The following is a 17,536-nucleotide window of genomic DNA, read 5'->3' as shown; positions in this document are numbered from 1 at the left end:
ATTGGCGCTACAAAAAAATCAAGTCATTTTGGGGATTGACCCTGGAACTTCGGTAATGGGATATGGTGTGGTATTGGTCAGTGGTAAAACTTTAAAACTATTGAGTTTTGGAGTCATACACTTGAGTAAGATCAAGGACCATCCCGATAAGTTAAAACGGATATTTGAAAGGGTAGATCAATTGATTTTGGAATACAAACCAGATGTGATGGCTATTGAAGCACCTTTTTTTGGCAAAAATGTACAATCCATGTTAAAGCTAGGTCGTGCCCAAGGTGTGTCTATTGCAGCTGCATTAAATCGAAATATTCCCTTTGAAGAATATGCCCCAAAAAAAATCAAACAATCGATTACAGGAAGTGGTAATGCTTCCAAGGAGCAAGTCGCTGCCATGTTAATGCGCTTGTTAAACATGAAGGAAATGCCTAAGTATTTAGATGCTACTGATGGATTAGCTGCGGCCGTTTGTCACCACTTTCAAGGAGGAATAGGTTTACATAATAAAACGAAATCAGGGACTTGGAAAGCTTTTATGGGGGATAATCCCGATAGGGTAAAATGAAAAAGGAGACCATTTATTGATCTCCCTTTTTAAAATGTAACTTATGAATGTGCTATATGACGTCCAGCACCACTAATAAAGCATAAATAATACCAGGTAACCAAAAGAAAATGGTCAATAGAATGGAGATTAATAATTTGGTGATATCCCAGTCCGTTTTGATGCCTACAGCAATTGGTGGAAGAAGAAAACAAAGAATAACCAGTAAAATTAATAAGTCATCCGCTGAGTTTTCAGAAGAATCACTTGTGTTTTTCTTGTTTTTGATGATTTTTTTCAAAGCCTTTTTTGAAGTTGTTTGATTGTTGTTCACCAATGCAATTTCGTTTGAACTCGTCTCTTGTGAAACTGCTTTACTGCGTTTTGTAGACTTCGCTTCAATGGCATGAATTTGATTGTCCATTACTTTTGTGTCGTTAATGGCAATATTTTCATCTAATTCAACCGCTTGATAATTATCATGCCTTAATGCAGGATCATACTTTAATGTTCCTTCGCTTTTAATGTCATTTATCACTAAAAACTCTTCAGTTTCTTGTGTTTTGTTTGACTTTTTAAATGGAGATTGTTTAGTCGAAATGTGGTAGCCCTTTAAATGTTTCCTTTTTTGAATTAATTTGTTTGAGGCTACATCATTTGAAGTAGCACAGGAGCCAGCAATGAATACTAGGAGTAGTAAACTTGCCCCAATTGATAATGTTTTTTTCATAATGTATAGATTTATTAACAGTCAAATATAATAATTTCAATGAGAAAATAAAGCATAAAGAAAACCAATCTTTTAAGATTGGTTTTCTATATTATTTAAAGAATGTATTTATTACAGTCCCAATAAAACTTGAATTGGGTCTTTAGAACCAAACAACATTTTTTCAGGGTTTTCAAGCATTTCTTTTACTTTAACCAAGAAAGAAACTGATTCCTTACCATCAATAATTCTGTGGTCATAGGACAACGCCAAATACATGATTGGACGCACTACAATTTCTCCGTTCACTACAACAGGTCGCTCAACTATGTTGTGCATTCCTAAAATAGCAGACTGTGGAGGGTTGATAATTGGTGTTGATAACATAGAGCCGAATACACCACCATTGGTAATGGTAAATGTTCCACCTGTCATTTCATCCGGTGTAATTTTTCCATCTCTAGCTTTAATCGCTAACCTTTTGATTTCCTTTTCAATTTCAGCTAAGCTCATTTGCTCTGCATTTCTTACTACGGGAACCATCAAACCTTTTGGAGAAGAAACTGCAATACCGATATCTGCATAATCGTGTAAAATCATTTCTTTTCCTTCAATTTGTCCGTTTACAGACGGGAATAAATTCAAGGCCTCAGTCACCGCTTTAGTAAAGAAAGACATAAATCCTAAATTTACCTCATGGTGTTCAGCAAAGAACTTTTTGTATTTTGTTCTGATGTCCATAATTGGCTTCATGTCCACTTCGTTAAAAGTAGTCAACATGGCAGTTTCATTTTTAACAGCAACCAATCTTTCCGCAATCTTACGACGCATCATTGACATTTTTTCATTCTTAGTTTCTCTTGTACCACCCCATCCTTGAGCGTCATTTGAAGAGAATCCAGCAGCCATTGCAGCGACTACATCTTGTTTGGTAATTCTACCATCTTTGCCACTTCCGCTTACTTGGTTGGCAGAAACATTGTTCTCAGCCATTATTTTCTTTGCAGCAACTGAAGGATATCCTGCAGCATAAGAATCGCTTTTTGCTGGGGCAGGATTTGGGTTTGGTGTTGGAGCAGGTTTTGCTTCTTCTTTTTTAGTTTCAGCAACTGGTGCTGCTGCCGCTGGAGCTTTATCCATTCCAGCTGGTTTTGGTGCGTCCATGTCTATTAAACATACTACTGCACCTACAGCTACTGCGTCACCTTCTTCAGCTTTCAATGTAATTATACCACTTTCTTCTGCGGGTAATTCTAATGTTGCTTTGTCAGAATCAACTTCTGCAATTGCTTGATCTTTTTCAACATAATCTCCATCTTCCACTAACCATTGTGCGATTTCAACTTCTGAAATTGATTCGCCTGGTGATGGTACTTTCATTTCTAATACTGCCATTCTATTGTTTATTAGTATTCTTAAATATTTTATTTACTGATTGCATCAAACAAAGTGTTGTACAATGCGGCTAATCTCTTTTTATGGGTTTGACTTGATCCTGTTGCAGGTGCAGCAGATGCTTTACGAGCAATTATTTTGAATTCATCTCTCTTCATGCGCATGTATATGTGCATAGCTGCTCCCATGTTATAAGGCTCCTCTTGTGCCCAAATATATTTTTTCGCTTTTGGATATCTACTCATAGTCGCGTCCAACTGCTTTTTAGGCAATGGGTACAATTGTTCTAAACGAATAAATGTTGCATTTTTCACGCCTCTTTCTGCTGCTTCTGCTTTTATCTCATAATAGAATTTACCAGAACATAATACAATAGTGTCTACTGTATTTGGATCTGCAGTTACATCATCAATTACCGGCATAAACTCCCCAGTTGCCAAATCTTCCAATTTAGAGGTTGCATCAGGGTGACGCAATAAGTTTTTCGGAGAGAATACAACCAATGGTTTTCTAAATTCTCTTTTCATTTGTCTTCTCAACAAGTGAAAATGATTGGCTGGAGTAGTGGTGTTACAAATTTGAATATTCAACTCAGCAGTCGCTTGTAAAAAACGTTCAAGTCTTCCACTAGAGTGTTCACCACCTTGTCCTTCATAACCATGCGGTAATAGTAACGTCAAGCCACTTTGTACTTTCCATTTATCTTCACCAGCTGTGATGAATTGATCCACCATAATTTGGGCGCCATTGTAGAAGTCACCAAATTGTGCTTCCCAAATGGTTAATGCATTTGGGGTAACCAAAGAGTAACCATATTCGAAACCTAAAACAGCGTATTCCGATAATAATGAATTGTAAATGGTGAATTTAGCTTGATCTTTTGAAATTAAATTCAAGGGGATAATTTCTTCTTCAGTATCTTCTGTTTTTACTACTGCATGACGGTGTGAAAAAGTTCCTCTCTCCACATCTTGTCCACTTACACGTACTGGATGTTTTTCAACTAAAAGAGAAGCATAGGCTATATTTTCAGCTAATCCCCAATCTAAACGATCGTCTTTCAGCATTGTTTTCCTATCGTTGAAAAGCTTTTTAATTTTTCTAAAATAATTTTTACCCTCTGGTAAAGAAGCTACTTTGTCTGCTATTTTCTTCAACTCTGCTAAAGGGACACTAGTATCCACTTCACTTTCGAAGTCAGCAACAGTACCATGACGATAGCCCTTCCAAATTTCAGATAAGAAATTTCTAACCGTCGCTTTTTTCATTTCCTTAGCTGCTGAATAATCAACATCTAATTTATTATAGATTTCTTGGTCAATTGCATCAGCTTCTGCTTGGTTTAAAATTCCTTCCGCTAAAAGTGTTTTTAAATAAATATCCTTTGGGTTAGGATGACTAGCAATAGCTTTGTAAAGTTTTGGTTGGGTAAATTTAGGTTCATCTCCTTCATTATGCCCATATTTTCTATAACACAGTAAATCAATTACTACATCTCTGTTAAACTTTTGACGGTACGCTAAAGCAATTTCCATCACTTGAATAACCGCTTCAATGTCATCTCCATTAACATGGAAAACAGGACATAAAGTTGTTTTAAAAACATCTGTACAATAAGTACTTGAACGTGCATCCACATAATTAGTGGTAAAGCCAACTTGGTTGTTTACTACAATATGGATGGTCCCTCCAGTTCTATAGCCATCTAATTGAGCCATTTGTGTTACCTCATAAACCACACCTTGACCAGCAACTGCTGCATCACCGTGAATCAATATGGGAACAATTTTATTTTCGTCGTGTAAAACTTGGTCAATTCTTGCTCTTGCCATCCCTTGTACTACAGGATCAACAGCTTCTAAGTGAGAAGGGTTTGGGGATAAGGTTAAATGTACTTTTTTTCCTGTATCCGTAACAATATCTTTTGAAAAACCTAAGTGGTATTTCACATCTCCATCAAAGTCTTCGTCTTCTTCATCAAATTCTTTTCCATCAAATTCACAAAAAACATCTTTTGCTTCTTTTTGGAAAATATTTATCAGGGTATTCAAACGTCCCCTGTGGGCCATTCCAACAATTACTTCTTCAATACCAACTTCAGCACCTTTAGAAATAATTTTGTCTAACGCAGGTATCAAGGCCTCTGCTCCTTCGATTGAAAAACGCTTTTGACCGACATATTTTTTTTGTAAAAACTGCTCAAAACCTGCTGCTTGATTCAGTTTTTTAAGAATTCCAATCTTTTCATCTGCACTATAAATTGGACGATTAGCCAATTCAATGCTGTTTCTAAACCATTCTAATCTTTCTGGATCACGCATGTAAACAAACTCAATGCCAATAGATTGACAGTAAGTTAGCTTTAAGTGCTCTATGATTTTATCTAGTGTAGTTGTTCCAATCCCAATTTGTTCTCCTGCCTGAAAATTAGTACTTAAATCCACAGTGGTTAAACCAAAATTTTCAATATCTAAGTTTGGCGTATAGGTTCTTCTTTCTCTTACTGGATTTGTTTTGGTAAACAAATGTCCGCGATTTCTGTAAGCATTGATCAAATTAATGACCTTAAATTCTTTTTGAAAATTTTCAGGAATTTCTCCCGAATCAAAATCAGTTTTCGCAAAATCGAACCCTTCAAAAAATTTTACCCAATCTTGATCAATTGAGCTAGGGTCCTTTTGGTAACGTTTGTATAAATCGTCAATGGCATTTACATCTGCATTTCCAATAAAAGTGAATTTATCCATGGTATTTTATTCAGTAAAATTGAAGTACAAATTTAAAAAATCTATTCAACTATAGGTATAAAATACTTAATTTAATAGGTAACTTTTAATAATTAGGTTTAGAAACTTTTAAAATAAGTTCTCAAATAGACTTTTTGGGCGGCACGTATAACAATATGGGCTAAAAAGTCGTTTTGGGATAGGGTAGCATTTAAATAACTTTTAAATGTAGACTCTTTTAAATCAATGCTATAAATAAATTGTGCTAATTTATTTTTTTCTGTTAATTCTATAACGATTGGTGCAAGTTGGTGGATTAATTCTGTCAAAGGTTCGTGGGAGGGGGACGCATTAACCATTAATTTGGTTTCCAATAATCCATTTAAATCTTTGTTAAGCTGCTGGTACGTTTTCGCTAAAAAATCATGTTTTTTTAACGCATTCAATGTTTTTGGTGGTATTTGAAGCTTACTTTGCAAAATAAAGGTTTTGTATCCTCAAAAATAGCATTAATTTTGCGACTTAACAATTAAACAATGCATGTATTTAAATTTGGTGGTGCGTCTGTAAAAGATGCAAATTCAGTGAAGAATGTTTCAAATATAATTGGTCTTTTTCCAAATCAAAAAACCATTATTGTCATTTCTGCTATGGGTAAAGTGACAAATTTATTGGAGGAAATTATACATGCATATTGGAACCAAGAAACTTCTCTAAAAACTTTGTTTGCCGATTTTAAAAAATTTCATGATCAAATTACAAATGAACTTGGTTTAAAGTCGAAAGATTTTGAATTAAAAAAGCAGACTATTTATCAAACTTTTTCTGACCGTTTGAATCAAAAGCCATCTAAGAATTATAATTACGAATACGATCAATTGGTTCCTTTTGGTGAAATAATGTCGACTACTATTGTGGCAAGCTATTTACAAACTTTAAGAAAAGATGTACAATGGTTAGATGCTAGAGAAGTAGTTAGAACCACTAATTTATACCGAGAGGCGCGTGTGAAGTGGGATTTAACTTCGCAGGCATATATTGAAAAAGTGCATCCTTTTTTTAAAACGGATAGTGTAATTGTAACCCAGGGTTTTATAGGGCAAACGGATGAGGGGATGACCACCACTTTAGGCAGAGAAGGTTCTGATTTTACTGCAGCTATTTTTGCTTTTATTGGAAATGCAAAAAGTGTAACTATTTGGAAAGATGTACCAGGTATGCTAAACGCAGATCCCAGATATTTTAACGGAACTGTTTTACTGAAAAAAATATCCTTTAAGGAGGCGGTGGAATTGGCTTATTATGGCGCTTCTGTAATACACCCGAAAACTATTCAGCCGCTTCAAAATAAGGATATTCCACTTTATATTAAGTCTTTCTTAAAACCAACTGATGCTGGAACTGTTATTCAGGCATCCACCGAGTACGACCAAGAAGTGCCGAGTTATATTTTTAAAGAAAATCAAATACTTGTTTCTTTAACCCCTAAAGATTTCTCCTTTGTTGCCGAAGACCATTTGACAGAAATTTTTGCAACATTAGCCAAACAGCATATTCGGGTAAATTTAATGCAAAATTCTGCGATAAGTTTTTCCTTTTTAATGGATGAAAAACACGATATAAATACCTTAGTGGAAAATTTTAATGAAACTTATAAAGTGAGGTATAATAGTGGACTGCAATTGTTAACCATTCGCCATTTTAATGATGAGACTATTAATAGACTAACGGTTAACAAAACAACCATTTTGACACAGAAATCACGTGAAATGGCAAGGATAATTTTAAAATAATTATTCTAAAACGTCTTCCCCTAGTTTAACTAAAGCTTTATCGTCTAACATTCCTATGGATTGGTGTAAAATGTTTTCATCACCATCTACAAAATATAAAGTGGGGTAAGCTGTTAGTTTATACTTTCTCGACAATCTTGGTCCTTCTGGATTTTTTTCCATATCCATTTTAAAATTGATAAAGTGTTCATTGTAAAAAGTGCCTACGTTTGCTTTGGTAAAATATTTTTTAGTCATAATTTTACAAGGACCGCACCAAGCAGCATAAGCATCTAAAAATATAATTTTATGTTCGGTTTTGGCTTTTTGTAATACCTCTTCCCAGGTCCCTTCAAAAAACTGAATCCCTTCGTTTGTTGCTGTATTTACAGATGAGTTTTCTTGCTTATCATTGGTGAATGCAAAGCCGATTAATGCTAAAATTGTGATTGCAAAAATAAATGTGATGTTCTTTTTCATGTTTTTATAGTTATAACTTAATAAATTTGTATCGTTACTGTCGTAGCAAATTACATACCATTACAATGTTTGACAAAATTATTTTTCTCCCTAAAGTTGGAATCTCAGCGCAAAATGAACTCACTGAATTTATCCAGAAATGGTTCGATTCCCAAGAAACGATCGCCTTAAAAACTTCAGGTTCAACTGGTCCTCCTAAGGTTATTTATTTGGAAAAGAAGTACATGAAGGCTTCTGCGCTCGCTACGGGTGATTATTTTTCATTTCAAAAAGAACATGCTATTTTGCTTAACTTGTCGGTTAACTATATTGCTGGAATGATGCAGGTTGTTAGGGCAATTGTGTATGATATGACTTTAATTGTCGGGACAATTAATAGTAATCCTTTACTTGAAAATATACCTTATGACCTTCATTTTGCTGCTTTTGTCCCCTTTCAAGTATCTACTATTTTAGGGAGTAAAAAGAGCAGAGAAGTTTATGAAAAAATAAATCATGTAATTATTGGAGGAGCGCCTATTCAAAAAGAGTTGCAGGATAAGCTTGAAAAATTAAAAAATACGAATTTTGCCACTTTTGGCATGTCTGAAACTATTAGTCACATTGCCCTAAAGCAAATACAAAAAGAAAAGACTAGTTTTAAGGCATTGCCAGGGGTTACTTTTGCTGTAACGCCTGAAAATTGTTTGGTGATTTCAGCAGCACACCTTGCAATAAATAAATTAGTGACTAATGATGTGGTGTCGCTTATAGACCAGTTTTCATTTGATTGGAAAGGGAGAAAAGATTTTGTAATCAATACTGGAGGTGTAAAAGTTCATCCTGAGTTGGTGGAAGGAAAAATAGATGATTTTTTAAATGGACGTAGGTATTATATTACAAAGGCCTTTCATTCGGAATTTGGGGAACAAATTGTATTGAAAATTGAAGGCGAACCTACTTTGGATCAGCAGGTCTTAAGTGGAAAATTACAAGAAGTATTACACCCATACGAAATGCCTAAAATAATTGAATTTATCCTTCAGTTTGAAGAGACAGCTACGGGGAAAATTATTCGAAAATAAATTATTCAATAATTTTATATTTCGATTTGGCAACTGTTCTAGAGTAGCGATTAAAGTGCCACCATTCCGTTGAAATACCAGTGAAATTCGCATGCTTCATTACTTTTCTCAATAACTTTCTGTTTTCTACCTGAGTGGTGGTTAGTTTTCCTGAAGCTAAAAACTGTTTTTCAAGTCTTGGATAAGCTATTTGTTCGATTTCGTCATATTTTGCCCCCATGTCTAAAGCTTCTCCATTAATACTTGCAATGGTAAGGTCTACGGCTGAGCCATAATTGTGTATTGACCCATTTTTTGGATTTGAAACAAATTTTACTTTTTTTGCAATGGGCATTTCTAAATAGTCCCACATGTATTGTTGAACGGATCGGGGTCTAACAGCATCATAAATGAATAACGTCAGGGAGCTGTCTATGGACTTTAGGTAATTCTGAGCAATTACTAAACTTTCTGCAACTTCTTTTTGTAAATATGCTTTTTTTAGACTGCCATATACATTCTTTTGCATAAAATTATCGGTTGTTGCATATTTTAATGAGACCAATATGGTTGTGTCCAAGCTTTGAATATCTACCAGCCCTGCATTGATTATAGCCATTTCTAATGTGTCAGGCTTCGTTTTTGCTTTGATGGGTTGTGGTGTAATATTTTGGTGATCCACGAATTGAGAATCTATCTTCTCATTTGAATATTTGTTCTTGTCTATTTTTTTAGGTAATTTCCCTTCCGAAGAATTACAACTAAATAGGAATAAGATGGATAGTAGGGGTATAAATTTAATGGTTAAGTAATGTTTAAAGGAGTTCATACGGTTTTAATGCTACGTCCAAATAATTTTGGATTTAATATATTCACTAAAAATACAAATCCATTTCAAAATGAGGTGAATGCTACAACAGAATTTATCCAACAAAAAGCTTTGCTTGAATTTGATGATATGGTAGATGTTTTAGAAAGTCACCATATTGATGTGGTTATTTTTGAGGATTCAATAGATGAAAAATTACCGGATGCCGTATTCTTTAATAATTGGATGGCGATTATGCCGAATAAAAAAGCGTTTTTGTTCCCCATGATGGCTGCTAGTAGAAGAGGAGAAAGGAGAAAAGAAATTATTGATACCATTGTCGATAAGTTTGATATTCAGGAGTTAGTGGATTGGAGTCATTTTGAAAATGAAGATAAATTTCTGGAAAGTACAGGGTCTATGGTTTTTGATTTTGATAAGGATATTGCCTATGCTATTGAATCGAGTAGAACAGATGAGAAATTGTTCCATGATTTTTGTCAATTGAACGGTTTACAAGGATTTTATTTTGGTGCTTTTGATATGAATGGTGTGCCTATTTATCATACAAATGTAATTATGTCAGTGGCAAAAGACTATGCCATAATTTGTTTAGCTTGTATTGAGGATTTGATGGAAAGAAATATGATAAAAAATAAACTAATGGCATCTGGAAAAGAAGTTATCGATTTATCTTTTAACCAGCTAAATAACTTTGCTGGAAATTGCATGGAAGTCATTAATCAATTAGGGGAATCTAAACTTTTAATAAGTAGAACAGCTTATCATGCCTTGAATGATACCCAAATAAGTATCATCCGTAAATATTCTGACATTGTACAAACCAACATTTCTATTATAGAAAGAGTTGGTGGTGGTAGTACGCGCTGTATGTTGATGGGGGTGCCTAGTTAAATGGGTATAAAATAAAACAAAACTTATAATACAAATTAAATTTATTGATACTAAATATTATAGGTTCAGGATTGTTTTCGTGTCCAAGTATATCGTAAGAAATCAAAAAGTTTGCAAATGCTTTTTCTCCCAATGGTCTAGCATATCCTATTCCTGCTAGCCAACTATTAGCGTTTAGTTTAAACGTATTAGTGGTGTTGTTTGCGCCATACTTAATGCGGTAAAGGTTAACGCTTGTTTCTAAAATTAATTTTTCAATTGGTCGGTAACGTGCATATATACCACCTCCAAAAACATTTGCATATTCTACATATCCAGAATAGTTTATTCTGGTGTATTGATACATGCCTTGCAGTCCTATGTTTATTTTTGGTTTAATATCGTAACCAATTTGAGGAGCGAGATAAACAAAAGTATAATTCCCTAACAATAAGTTAAGAGAACTACCAACACTGATGTTTTTTTGCAGTTCGAAAGTACTTGTTTTTTGTGCTTTCGGAATGGTATCTTTTTCGTTTTCTTCCATGTCGTATTGACCAAAACTAGTGATGGTCATCAGCATAAATATGGTCGCAATAAATATTTTCATGTGCAAATTTTTAGAAGTGTATCCTTGTCAATATTGTGGGGGCCTTTAAAAGTAAAAGTACTGAAATTCGGCATTTTTGTTTTAAAAAAAGTAATATGTTCTTTAATTTTTTCAGGGGTGAAATAGGGGTCTTCTTCTCCAACGACAAAAATATTAGAGGAATGTTGGAATGTTTCATCCCAGTTTTCTTGCATGTCAGGAGGGAATACACCTGCCCATAAAATAAATTTATCTGCTTTCAAATTACCCATACTTAACCAACGTGCAGCGGTTGCCCCACCTTGGGAAAATCCTAATAAAACCCTTTTTTTAAAGGAATAGGTTTGGTCTAGTTCACTCCATAGCTTATTTAAAAATAATACATAATCTTTAATATCGTCGATTCTTTTTTCTTTGGTCATCCAAGATGCACCAACCCTTCCATCAGTACCGTTTAAATAAAAACGGTGAAAACCTTCGGGAGCTACTATAAAGTAATTTTTGGGCATAGCTTGAAATTTGCGAATAAAAAATTTACTCAATTGTCCATAACCATGTAAAGCGAATAGAATCGTATCTGCTTTTTCGGGGTCGCCAAAGGTTTGGTAAATAGCCGATTTATTAATTTGTATTTGGTGTTCCATTATAATATTGTATCGTTTAAAAAAGCAATAACCTTATCTGTAACAGCTGTCGTTTCTTCCTTAAACGGAGTATGACCGCATTTTGGTATGTATAAATCTGTTTTACCTTTTGTTAAATTTTCAATTAACTGCACTTGTTTTAATGTTCCATATTGGTCTTCAGTTCCTTGTATGATTAGTTTTGGGCATTTAATTAATGTTAATTCTTTTAACAGGGACCATTCTTTAAATGCGGGGTTCAACCAGGTTTTAGACCAGGCTTCAAAAATTACTGTATAGTCACTTTCATGCCATTTTTGCAAACCTTTTAATTTGTTTTCCTCGTAAGCCTTTACTGCTTTTCGAATGCCAACTAAGGTAATGTCTTCTACAATAACGTGCGCCGCTTCTGTGATAAGTGCTAGGGCCATGGTGGGGTATTTTGCAGCAAAATCAAGAGCTATTGAGCCTCCGTCAGAATGACCATACAGAATTACTTGGTCTATTTTTTCTTTTTGGAGTAGATTAAAAAGGTCGGCTGCGGCTAAATTTAAGTAATTCAACGGCCGATTTAGCAGGTTACCTGTTGACTTACCGTATCCAGGACGATCGTATGCCATAGTGCTCATACCAGATGCTTTTCTCAAAGTTTCTGGATAATTACGCCAAGTTTTTATACTACCAAGTCCTTCGTGGAGAAAAACAAGGCAAATATTGGGATGAGCAGTCCCCTTATGATATTGGTAATAAATATTTTCCATAAAAAAAGCATTCACTTAAAAAGGAATGCTTTAGTATTTGTATTAGTAATAAATTAGCCTTTAATTCTTTCTGAGTAAACGCTATTTCTTGTGTCTACCTTAATTTTATCTCCAATGTCAATAAACAATGGCACTCTAATTTCTGCACCGGTATCAATGGTAGCAGGTTTCATAGTGTTGGTGGCGGTATCTCCTTTTATTCCTGGTTCGGTATAGGTCACTTCTGATTCAATAAAATCTGGTAATTCTACTACTAAAGGTAACTCTTCTTCTGCATGGAAAACGATTGTCACTAAAATTCCTTCTTTTAGAAATTCCTTTTTTTCAACCATTGTTTTATCAATAAATACTTGCTCGTAATTATCGGTGTTCATAAAATGAAAACCATCTCCTTCCGCATATAAAAATTGGTAAGTTCTTGTTTCAATTCTTACTACGTCTATTTTATGTCCTGCAGAAAAAGTATTATCAATAATTTTTCCCGTTTCAATATTTCTCATTTTCGTTCTCACGAATGCAGGACCTTTACCCGGTTTTACATGTTGAAATTCGGTAACGGTATAAAGTTTATCTTTAAACTTCATGCATAATCCATTCTTAATGTCTGATGTGCTATCTGCCATGTTCTTTTTTTATATTAATCCTTTAATAATTCCTTTGTCCGATTTTTGGATAAATTCAATTACTTCTTTTTTATGTTTTGAATCTCTAATTTCTTCTTCAATTTGTTCAATTCCCTTTGAAATGGAATTGTTCATTACAAATAAGATACGATAGATTGATTCTATTTCTTTTATTGCTTCATCATCTAATCCCCTTCTCCTAAGGCCAATTGAATTTACACCAGCATAAGAAAGGGGTTCTCGTGCCACTCTAATATAGGGTGGGACATCTTTTCTAACTCTAGACATTCCAGCGATAAATGCATGAGCACCAATATTTACAAACTGTTGTACACCAACCATGCCTTCAATGATTGCATGGTCGTCAATAGTACAATGTCCAGCAATATTTGAGGTATTAGCGATTACTACGTTATCCCCCAAAAGGCAATCATGTCCAATGTGTACATAACACATCAGTAGGCAGTTTTTACCAATTACCGTTTTATTTCTGTCGACAGTGCCACGGTGAATAGTAACGCCTTCACGTATAACCGTTCCATCTCCAATTTCAGTAGTCGAATATTCGCCATTAAATTTTAAATCTTGGGGAATCGCAGAGATTACGGCACCAGGGAAAATCTTACAATTTTTTCCAATTCTTGCGCCAGGGTATATGGTAACATTCGGTCCAATATCTGTTCCGTCCCCAATTTCTACATCATTATAAATAGTAGAAAAACTAGCAATTTTTACTTGTTCACCGATAATGGCACTTGCGTCAATATTTGCTAATTTACTTATCATTCTGCTTTATCTTTTACAATTTGAGCAAGCATTTCTGCTTCCATTACAGGAATACCATTTACATAAGCGATACCGCCCATGTTGACTAATCCTCTTCTAATAGGGCTTAATAAGCTTAATTCAAAAACTAAAGCGTCACCAGGACGAACCATTTGCTTGAATTTAACTTTATCTATTTTCATGAAATAAGTAGAGTAAAGGTGTGGGTTTTCTACTTGGTTTAAAGCGAAAATACCACCAACTTGTGCCATGGCTTCAATTTGAAGTACACCTGGAAATACTGGGTTACCAGGAAAATGACCGGTAAACTGTGGCTCATTCATGGTAATGTTTTTCACACCAATAATTGAATTATCTGTTATTTCCATTACTTTGTCTACCAATAAAAATGGGTAGCGGTGGGGTAACATTTTTTCAATTGCAACCGTGTCAAATACGGGTTGTTTAGTTAAGTCAAACTTTTTACCTTGTTTTGCCTGTTTTTTAATTTGTTCTTTTAATATTTTAGCAAAACGAACATTTCCTGAGTGACCTGGTCGTGCAGCTAATATATGTGCTTTAATTGGTTTTCCAACCAAAGCTAAATCGCCTACAATGTCCAATAATTTATGACGTGCTGGTTCGTTTTCAAATTTTAATTTAGTACTATTCAAAACGCCAATACCTTCCACTGAGATGTCTAAACTTTCTTTACCCAATAGTTTCGCTAATTTATTCAATTCGCTTTTATTGATATTCTCTCTTTCTACTAAAACTATGGCATTGTCTAAGTCACCACCTTTAATTAAACCATTTTTGGCTAAAAATTCTAATTCTCTTAAAAAGACAAAGGTTCTACAAGCTGCAATTTCAGTTTTGAAGTCTGTTATATTAAACATACTTGCATGTTGTGTCCCCAAAACAGGTGAGCGGTAATCAACCATTACAGTAACACGATACTCTTTATCAGGTATGGCTAAAAATTCAATTTCTTTATCCACATCTTCCCATTTCAAATTTTCATCCAATTCAAAATAATCACGTACTGCATCTTGTTCTATTTTTCCAACTTTTTCAATAGCATCCACAAATAATTTGGCACTACCATCCATGATTGGTATTTCAGGAGCGTCTACTTGTATCAGCGCATTGTCTATTTGCATGGCATATAAAGCAGCTAAAACATGTTCTGTAGTGTATACTTTTGCACCGTTTTGTTCTAAAGTCGTTCCTCTGTCTGTAGATATTACATTGTCTACATCTGCTTTGATTATTGGTTGTTTTTCAATATCAATTCTTTGAAATTTATAACCGTGATTATCTGCTGCAGGTTGAATGATCATGGTTACAGGTTCTCCTGTATGTAATCCAACACCATTAAATTGGATGGCAGCTTTTAGCGTACATTGCTTTTCGCTCATTTACTTTCTTTTATTTGTTTTAATTCCTCTTCTAATTGCCTCAATCTGACTAAAATTTGTGGTAGTCTTCTAAAGCCCATATAAGATTTTTTATAATCTTCTGCATCATAAGCTGGAGAGCCTAATAATGTAGTTCCTTCTTTTTTAATTGTTTTTGGAACACCAGCTTGTGCGCCAATTAATGTGCCATTTGCTAAATGTATATGTCCCACAATGCCAACTTGACCGCCAACCATCATGTTTTTTCCTAGTTTAGCCGAACCAGCAATACCCGTTTGGGCCGCAATTACTGTGTTTTCTCCAATTTCAACATTGTGTCCAATTTGAACCATGTTGTCTAATTTCACTCCTTTTTTCACTATGGTAGCGCCTAAAGTAGCTCTATCTACACATGTGTTTGCGCCTATATCCACATGTTCTTCTAAAATTACATTTCCGATTTGTGGTACTTTTTGGTAATTATTTTCACTATTTGGCGCAAAACCAAAACCATCTGCTCCAATTACTGCTCCCGCATGAATGGTACAATGATCTTGAATAATACAATCCCTATACACCGTCACATTTGGAAATATTTTTACATGTTTTCCAATCTTTACATTTTCCCCAATCACTACATTAGGGTATATTTTACTGTGGTCACCAATTACTACATTTTCATCAATGTAAGCAAAATTACCAATATAGACCTCATTTCCCACCTTGGCTGATTCAGCAATGTATGCTTGTTTTTCAATTTTAGCAGGTTTTTCAATCGCCTGATTATATAAATCTAGTAATTTGGCAAAACAAGCGTAGGCATCTGCTACCTTTATTAAAGTACAAGTCGACTTTAAAGCACGTTGTGGCTTAAATGTGTCATTGACAATTACAATAGATGCATTGGTTTCGTAGATGTATTCTTCGTATTTAGGGTTGGATAAAAAGGATAAAGTTCCAAGTTTACCTTCTTCAATTTTAGAGAGTCCAGTAATCATTTGGGCGTCATTACCCACGATTTCGCCTTCTAAAATACCCGCAATTTGTGCTGCTGAAAATTCCATTGTGTCAAAAATAATAATTCGTTCTTAAAGATGAGCAGATACTATGTGTTTTTGCTATTGAGTTATTAACACTAATCCACATTAGTTAACTTCATAACAGATAAAATATTTTTCAACTGGTGAAGAAAGTGCAGCAATATTAAAATTATCAGATGCTTTACTCAATTCGGTAACATTACCTGAGCGGTCTAAAATCTTTATTTGTTTATAGTCTTCTGTATAGGCACTATTACTTAGTTTATCTGTAATTAAAAAATAAGGAACATCCTCTTTTTTTATTTGGTATTTGGCAATTATTTTATCCGATTCTTTTTTTATCCTTTCTGCAGAAAAAGGTTTTTTTCCTATTTCTGTTTTAAATAGTTTACGTGTTACTATGTTTTTGCTTAATGTACTCAGTATTTTATCTGGGTGAGATTGCCAAACTTTTATGGATACGGTGATATCAGCGTCGTCAATCATGGCAAAATCATTCAGTAAATCATTGTTTTCTTTAAAGTCTTGCAAAGAATAATTTTTTTCTAAAAATATTTTTAAACTCGGGGAAGCAAATAATTCTTCTCCATTCATGAACAACTCTTTTGCTCTTTTCAAGGTGTTTCTCAATAGGTATTCTGAAGCCACCACTGTTTTGTGCATGTATACTTGCCAATACATGATTCGTCTAGAACTGATAAAACTTTCAATAGAGTAAATTCCTTTTTCAGTAATCACGAGTTCTCCATTTTTTACATCTAACATTTTAATGATACGCTCACTACCAATTATCCCTTCGGAAACCCCTGTAAAGTAACTGTCTCTTTGCAGGTAGTCTAGTCTATCCATGTCAAGCTGACTAGATACCAATTGGTGTAAAAATGGTTTTGGGTACTCATCCTTAAAAATGGCAATGGCCAAGTCCAATTTCCCATTAAACTCTATGTTTAACCTATCCATAAATAATATGGAAACGTCTTCGTGGTGAATCTGCTTTAAAATGGTATGTTCTAATGTATGCGAAAACGGACCATGACCAATGTCGTGTAACAAAATTGCGATTAATGCACCGTTTTTTTCCGCTTCTGTTATTTCAACTCCTTTTCTTTCCAGTGTGTTTAAGGCTTTAAACATTAAATGCATAGCGCCTAAAGCATGGTGAAACCTGGTGTGGTTTGCGCCTGGGTAGACTAAATGAGATAAACCCAGCTGTTTTATTCGTCGGAGACGCTGAAAATAGGGGTGTTCTATTAAATCGTAAATTAATTCGTTTTGTATTGTAATAAAACCATGTACGGGATCGTTTATGATTTTAAGTTTATTTACTGTCGAGTTTGGCAAATCAATTATTATTAAATTAGCAATTC

Annotated in this window: 18 protein-coding genes; 4 read left to right on the top strand and 14 right to left on the bottom strand. The window is 34.4% G+C overall.

Annotated elements, in window-relative coordinates; all coding sequences use genetic code 11:
* Window position 1: 1 nt before the first annotated feature.
* Window positions 2-562, top strand: coding sequence for a crossover junction endodeoxyribonuclease RuvC (gene ruvC, locus DNU06_RS11580; protein ID WP_262510050.1), 561 nt, complete (start codon window positions 2-4; stop codon window positions 560-562).
* Between the two features lie 52 nt (window positions 563-614).
* On the opposite strand, the gene DNU06_RS18065 is transcribed toward ruvC, so the two are convergent.
* The 4 genes from DNU06_RS18065 to DNU06_RS11560 all read right to left on the bottom strand — a co-directional run bounded on the left by DNU06_RS18065 (window position 615) and on the right by DNU06_RS11560 (window position 5,850).
* Window positions 615-1,271 (bottom strand): YqaE/Pmp3 family membrane protein, encoded by a 657-nt coding sequence (locus tag DNU06_RS18065; protein ID WP_233503018.1) that lies wholly within the window; start codon window positions 1,269-1,271, stop codon window positions 615-617.
* 111 nt (window positions 1,272-1,382) lie between these two features.
* A complete protein-coding gene (gene odhB / locus DNU06_RS11570) occupies window positions 1,383-2,645 on the bottom strand; it encodes a 2-oxoglutarate dehydrogenase complex dihydrolipoyllysine-residue succinyltransferase (protein WP_111063497.1) in 1,263 nt (420 codons plus the stop codon).
* 29 nt (window positions 2,646-2,674) lie between these two features.
* Window positions 2,675-5,392 carry a 2-oxoglutarate dehydrogenase E1 component gene (locus DNU06_RS11565; RefSeq protein WP_111063496.1) on the bottom strand — a complete coding sequence of 906 codons (2,718 nt, stop codon included), beginning with the start codon at window positions 5,390-5,392 and terminating at the stop codon, window positions 2,675-2,677.
* Window positions 5,393-5,490: 98 nt separating this feature from the next.
* Window positions 5,491-5,850 carry a hypothetical protein gene (locus tag DNU06_RS11560; RefSeq protein WP_111063495.1) on the bottom strand — a complete coding sequence of 120 codons (360 nt, stop codon included), beginning with the start codon at window positions 5,848-5,850 and terminating at the stop codon, window positions 5,491-5,493.
* 57 nt (window positions 5,851-5,907) lie between these two features.
* Between DNU06_RS11560 and DNU06_RS11555 the strand changes: the two genes are divergently transcribed.
* Window positions 5,908-7,164 (top strand): aspartate kinase, encoded by a 1,257-nt coding sequence (locus tag DNU06_RS11555; RefSeq protein ID WP_111063494.1) that lies wholly within the window; start codon window positions 5,908-5,910, stop codon window positions 7,162-7,164.
* Here the strand turns inward: DNU06_RS11555 and DNU06_RS11550 are convergent, their stop codons facing one another.
* On the bottom strand, window positions 7,165-7,623 hold the full coding sequence (locus DNU06_RS11550; RefSeq protein WP_111063493.1) for a thioredoxin family protein: 459 nt from the start codon (window positions 7,621-7,623) through the stop codon (window positions 7,165-7,167).
* Window positions 7,624-7,688: 65 nt separating this feature from the next.
* Between DNU06_RS11550 and DNU06_RS11545 the strand changes: the two genes are divergently transcribed.
* Window positions 7,689-8,687, top strand: coding sequence for an AMP-binding protein (locus tag DNU06_RS11545; protein ID WP_111063492.1), 999 nt, complete (start codon window positions 7,689-7,691; stop codon window positions 8,685-8,687).
* Between the two features lies 1 nt (window position 8,688).
* On the opposite strand, the gene DNU06_RS11540 is transcribed toward DNU06_RS11545, so the two are convergent.
* On the bottom strand, window positions 8,689-9,495 hold the full coding sequence (locus tag DNU06_RS11540; RefSeq protein WP_199399018.1) for a M15 family metallopeptidase: 807 nt from the start codon (window positions 9,493-9,495) through the stop codon (window positions 8,689-8,691).
* Between DNU06_RS11540 and ctlX the strand changes: the two genes are divergently transcribed.
* A complete protein-coding gene (ctlX, locus tag DNU06_RS11535; protein WP_111063491.1) occupies window positions 9,478-10,389 on the top strand; it encodes a citrulline utilization hydrolase CtlX in 912 nt (303 codons plus the stop codon). The genes DNU06_RS11540 and ctlX overlap by 18 nt on opposite strands.
* On the opposite strand, the gene DNU06_RS11530 is transcribed toward ctlX, so the two are convergent.
* The 8 genes from DNU06_RS11530 to DNU06_RS11495 all read right to left on the bottom strand — a co-directional run bounded on the left by DNU06_RS11530 (window position 10,382) and on the right by DNU06_RS11495 (window position 17,510).
* The gene (locus DNU06_RS11530; protein ID WP_111063490.1) at window positions 10,382-10,978 is read right to left on the bottom strand and encodes a hypothetical protein; all 597 of its coding nucleotides are present in this window, start codon (window positions 10,976-10,978) and stop codon (window positions 10,382-10,384) included. The two genes, ctlX and DNU06_RS11530, sit on opposite strands and share 8 nt — an antisense overlap.
* Complete coding sequence (locus DNU06_RS11525; protein ID WP_111063489.1) at window positions 10,975-11,601, bottom strand: alpha/beta hydrolase; 627 nt, start codon at window positions 11,599-11,601, stop codon at window positions 10,975-10,977. Before DNU06_RS11525 ends, DNU06_RS11530 begins: the two co-directional genes overlap by 4 nt.
* Window positions 11,601-12,341: an alpha/beta fold hydrolase gene (locus DNU06_RS11520; RefSeq protein ID WP_111063488.1), complete on the bottom strand. Its 741-nt coding sequence runs from the start codon at window positions 12,339-12,341 to the stop codon at window positions 11,601-11,603. The genes DNU06_RS11525 and DNU06_RS11520 overlap by 1 nt, the downstream gene beginning before the upstream one ends.
* 53 nt (window positions 12,342-12,394) lie before the next feature.
* Window positions 12,395-12,964, bottom strand: coding sequence for an elongation factor P (efp, locus tag DNU06_RS11515; protein WP_111063487.1), 570 nt, complete (start codon window positions 12,962-12,964; stop codon window positions 12,395-12,397).
* A 9-nt stretch (window positions 12,965-12,973) separates the two neighbouring features.
* Window positions 12,974-13,750, bottom strand: a complete 777-nt coding sequence (lpxA, locus tag DNU06_RS11510; protein WP_111063486.1) for an acyl-ACP--UDP-N-acetylglucosamine O-acyltransferase — start codon at window positions 13,748-13,750, stop codon at window positions 12,974-12,976.
* Window positions 13,747-15,150 (bottom strand): bifunctional UDP-3-O-[3-hydroxymyristoyl] N-acetylglucosamine deacetylase/3-hydroxyacyl-ACP dehydratase, encoded by a 1,404-nt coding sequence (locus DNU06_RS11505; RefSeq protein ID WP_111063485.1) that lies wholly within the window; start codon window positions 15,148-15,150, stop codon window positions 13,747-13,749. The genes lpxA and DNU06_RS11505 overlap by 4 nt, the downstream gene beginning before the upstream one ends.
* Window positions 15,147-16,193 (bottom strand): UDP-3-O-(3-hydroxymyristoyl)glucosamine N-acyltransferase, encoded by a 1,047-nt coding sequence (lpxD, locus tag DNU06_RS11500; RefSeq protein ID WP_111063484.1) that lies wholly within the window; start codon window positions 16,191-16,193, stop codon window positions 15,147-15,149. Before lpxD ends, DNU06_RS11505 begins: the two co-directional genes overlap by 4 nt.
* 81 nt (window positions 16,194-16,274) lie before the next feature.
* Complete coding sequence (locus DNU06_RS11495) at window positions 16,275-17,510, bottom strand: HD domain-containing protein (protein ID WP_111063483.1); 1,236 nt, start codon at window positions 17,508-17,510, stop codon at window positions 16,275-16,277.
* Window positions 17,511-17,536 lie beyond the last annotated feature (26 nt).

The organism is Putridiphycobacter roseus, from assembly GCF_003234935.1.
Taxonomy (GTDB): Bacteria; Bacteroidota; Bacteroidia; order Flavobacteriales_D; family Crocinitomicaceae; genus Putridiphycobacter; species Putridiphycobacter roseus.
This window is presented reverse-complemented; position numbering and strand designations above follow the sequence as displayed.